Below are 3,810 nucleotides of genomic sequence, written 5' to 3'. Positions count from 1 at the left end.
GCAGCACCGGAGCGGCCCGCTCGGCGGGCCAGAGCCGCGCCCGGTGGTTGACGTCGAAGCTGACCAGCGCGCCCGGCAGCGGCCGCTCGGTCACCGCGTGCTCGACCAGCGCCCGGCAGGAGGCGGAGAGCGCCGGGGTGATCCCGGACAGGTGCAGCACCCGCGCGCCGGCCAGCCGCGGGTCGGCCAACGCGCCGGGGTCCATCCGGGACGCGGCCGAGCCCGCCCGGTAGTAGTGCACGGCGGTGGCCGTCGGGCCCGGATCCTTGAGGTAGAGGCCGGTCGGGGCGGCCGGGTCCACAGCCACCAGGTCGACGCGGACGCCGGCGTCGGCGACGTGCCGGACGACGGCCCGGCCGAAGGGGTCGTCGCCGACCCGGCTCACCCAGGTCGCCCGGTGGTCGAGGCGGGCCAGGTAACCGGCCACGTTGGACTCCGCGCCGCCGACCGAGACGGCCACCCGCTCGGCGTGCTCCAGCGGCTCGCCCGGCGCTGGGCACAGCACGACCATGGTCTCTCCCACCGTGACCACCTCGGCCGGCGGGGAGCCGGCCGGGGCGGCCGCGTGGTCGGGTCGGGGCTTGCTCGACATGGCGGCACACGTCCTCGGGGCGGGGGTCCGGGGCGTCGCCGAGCCTAGGCGCGTTGTGCCAGACGAGCAAGCTGTTGCGCTGAGCGCAACGGATGTCAGGGCAGGGTCAGCCCGTACGCGGCCAACACCTCGGCGATCGGCTGGTAGTAGGTCGTGCCGCCGGAGGTGCAGTTGCCGCTGCCTCCGGAGAGGATGCCGATGATGGTGCCGGTGGACGCCACGTACAGCGGTCCGCCGCTGTCTCCCGGCTCGGCGCAGATGTTGGTGCGAATCAGGCCGTAGATCACGCCGGTGGCGTAGTTGACGGTCTGGTTGAGACCGGTGACGGTGCCGCAGCGGACACCGGTCGTGACGCCGCTGCGGCAGACCGCCTGCCCGACGTACGCGTTGCCGGGGCCGTTGATGGTGAGCAGCCCGGGGTAGGTGTAGACGGCGCTCGGGTGGGCGATCCGGCCGGTGTAGCGGATCAGCCCGTAGTCGTCGCCGGGATAGCTGGTGGCGGTGCGGGTGCCGAGAACGGTGGTCTGCGCGCTGTCGGCGTACCAGGTGGCGGCGGCGGTGGTGCAGTGGCCGGCCGTGATCACGTAGTAGGTGCTGCCGCTGCGCGCGTTCGCGCCGAGCGAGCAGCGCGTGCCGCCGCCGTAGATGCCCTGCCCACCGGCGATCAGCGGGCGCAGCGTTCCGGGCTCGTGGCGCAGCAGCACACCGGCCCGGTCGGCCACCGCCCGCAGCGCGGTCAGCTCGCTGGGGGCCACGGTGTCGTCGACCGTGACGGTCATCCGGCCGGTTGCGGGGTCGAGGCCCCAGGCGGTGCCCGCGGTGCGTACCCCGGTCAGCAGGGCGGCCGGGTCGGCGGCGGGCGCGGCGGCCCGGTCGGGGACGGCGGCCTGCGCCGCGCCGGGCGCGACGAACAGCAGGATGGTCAGGACGAGGGCGACCAGCGGGGAGCGGCGCATCCGAACCTCCGAGGAGATCGAGATTGATGGATGCGGCAAGCATCGCCCGGCGTCCGACGCCGTGGCAACCTCCGAGCGCCCTCTTCCCCGACGGCGGGAATCGCCGATCCGGGGACGGCCCGCGCCGACGCCGCCGATAATCCTCGGGAGAAACGGCGGGAGGCCGGGCATGACCACCGAAGGCACCGGGGCGCTGGTACGCCGGCTGGACGGGTCGACCCGGGCCACCCTGCTGGAGCTGCTCTTCGACGTGGTCTTCGTGGCCGCGCTCGCGCAGACCTCGAAGCTCCTCGCCGACCAGGAATCCTGGGACCGCAGCGCGGCCGTGTTGCTGATGCTGACGGCGATCTGGTGGACGTGGTCGGTCACCACCACCACGACCGAGTTCTACGACCCGCAGCAGCGCCCCATCCAGGCCATCCTGATGATCGCCATGGTCGGGTCGGTGGGGATGGCGGCGTCACTGCCGATGGTCACCAGAGGGCAGGCCACGGCCTTCGCGCTCGCCTACGTCGGCACCCACGTGGTGCGTGGCATCGTCCTGGTCAGCACGTTGTACCGGCAGCAGCACCACGCGGCCATGGCGCGAGCCACCCGGTTCCTGTTCTGGTTCCTGGTCTCCGGCGTCCTCTGGATCGTTGGCGCGCTGGCCGACACCGCGCGATGGTGGATCTGGATCATCGCGATCGTGATCGACCTAATCTCCGCGGCGGCGCGGTACCCCACACCCCGGCTCGGGCGGGTGCCGCTCGACCAGTACGACCGGACCACGGCGCACCTGGGCGAGCGGTACCAGCAGTTCGTCATCCTGGCTCTCGGCGACATCATCCTGGTGCCCACCCTGGAAGTCAGTCGCAGCGAATTCGACCGCCTCCGAGTCACCGCCCTGCTCTGCGCGTTCGCCATCATGCTGCTGCTCTGGCAGATCTACGTCTACCGAGCCGGCGAGTTGCTCGAGACCTCGGCCGCGTCGGTGCCCGGCAGGTCCACCCGGATCGCTCCGTACACCCATGTGGTGCTGCTGGTCGGCGTGGCCGTCACGGCGGCCTCCTTCGACCTGGTCGTGGACCGGCCGACCGGAACGACCCCGGTGCGGTGGCTGATGCTGATCATCGGCGGGCCGCTGGTGTTCGTGCTCGGCCGGGCGCTGTTCACCTACCTGCTGTCCTCCCGCGTGCCGTGGCGGCGAGTGGCGACGCAACTGCCACCCCTGCTGCTGCTGCCCTGGGCCGGGGGCTGGCCACCGGTGCTGGTCACCGCGGTCGTGGCCCTCACGCTGGCCGGGCACGTCCTGGTCCCCACCCACGGCAGCCAGGCAACCACGCGAGGGCTCCAACCACGATGACCCGCCGGATGACAGTCGACGGTCAGGCGAGGTGCCGACCGGCCCAGTCGGCGAGGTCCCGGGCGCAGGCGTCCACCGACTCCCGCCACGTCCGGGCAGCGCCGTCGCCCGCCTCGTCGCTGACCTGCTTGATCAACCGGCAGGGCACACCGGCCTGGGCGGCGGCCCACGCCACCGCGTACCCCTCCATGTCGACCAGGTCGGCACGCTGGGCCAACCGGTCCCGCGCGTCGTCGTCGGCCACGAACGTGTCGCCGGTGGCCAGCACCGCCCCCTCGGCGGCCAAGGCCAGCGGCGCCCCGTAGGTCTCGCCGGTGAGCGTGCGCAGCAGGGCCGTGTCCAGGTCGTGTTGGAGCACGGTGGCGACCTCGTGGATGCCCGCCCACCCGGGGCGCAGCGCCCCGGCCGTGCCCAGGTTGAGCAGCAGGCTGGGGCGCGGCCCGGCGGCCAGCACCGCCGCGACCGCGCTGGCGGCGTTGACCTTGCCCATGCCGGTGAGCAGCACCGGCAGGTCGGGCGGCAGGTAGCGGGCCTCCTCCCCGACGGCGAGCACCACCAGCGGACGATCGGCGCGGACCGTACCCCGAAGAATCACCGCAGCATCCTAAGGTCCGTCGTCGACCGGCCCGCTGTGCACCCAGTCACCATCCAGGTTCGTCTCACCGCACGTCCAGGCACGTGCGGCAGGCTGGTCCCGCGAGCATCGGGCCCACCCGAGCACATCGCCGCCGATCACCGGCGACGCCGCCGGGGGTCCGGGCCGTCGACGAAAGAGGTGACAAGGGTGTACGACGGACAGGAGTTCCTCCGCGACAAGCGGTGGTGCCTGAGCAGGCGGACGCTGCTGACCGGAGCCGGCGCCCTCGGCGCGGCGGGGCTGCTGAGCGCCTGCGGTGGCGGCGACAGCTCCGCCGGCC

General features: G+C 73.3%; 4 protein-coding genes. 1 reads left to right on the top strand and 3 read right to left on the bottom strand.

Annotated features, from left to right (window positions below; translation table 11 throughout):
- Together AB0J68_RS29005 and AB0J68_RS29000 are read right to left on the bottom strand one after the other, a co-directional pair.
- Nucleotides 1–592, bottom strand: a 592-nt coding sequence (locus tag AB0J68_RS29005; protein WP_363941685.1) for a sugar kinase, incomplete at its 3' end; no start/stop codon positions are given.
- A 95-nt stretch (nucleotides 593–687) separates the two neighbouring features.
- On the bottom strand, nucleotides 688–1,548 hold the full coding sequence (locus AB0J68_RS29000; RefSeq protein WP_363941682.1) for a S1 family peptidase: 861 nt from the start codon (nucleotides 1,546–1,548) through the stop codon (nucleotides 688–690).
- A 169-nt stretch (nucleotides 1,549–1,717) separates the two neighbouring features.
- On the opposite strand from AB0J68_RS29000, the gene AB0J68_RS28995 reads away from it, so the two are divergent.
- Nucleotides 1,718–2,893, top strand: coding sequence for a low temperature requirement protein A (locus AB0J68_RS28995; RefSeq protein ID WP_363941679.1), 1,176 nt, complete (start codon nucleotides 1,718–1,720; stop codon nucleotides 2,891–2,893).
- 22 nt (nucleotides 2,894–2,915) lie between these two features.
- Here AB0J68_RS28995 and AB0J68_RS28990 read toward each other — a convergent pair whose 3' ends face one another.
- Entirely contained in the window at nucleotides 2,916–3,488 is a 573-nt protein-coding gene (locus AB0J68_RS28990; RefSeq protein WP_354856108.1) for a nucleosidase, read from the bottom strand.
- Nucleotides 3,489–3,810: the final 322 nt, after the last annotated feature.

The organism is Micromonospora sp. NPDC049580 (assembly GCF_040675595.1).
GTDB lineage: Bacteria > Actinomycetota > Actinomycetes > Mycobacteriales > Micromonosporaceae > Micromonospora.
Note: the sequence above shows the minus strand (reverse complement) of the source record. Positions and strands in the feature narration are given on the sequence as shown.

What these genes read in the sequence shown, in the direction of transcription:
- AB0J68_RS29000 (WP_363941682.1), bottom strand. Translation starts at nt 1,548, where the DNA reads ATGCGCCGCTCCCCGCTGGTCGCCCTCGTCCTGACCATCCTGCTGTTC.
- AB0J68_RS28995 (WP_363941679.1), top strand. Translation starts at nt 1,718, where the DNA reads ATGACCACCGAAGGCACCGGGGCGCTGGTACGCCGGCTGGACGGGTCG.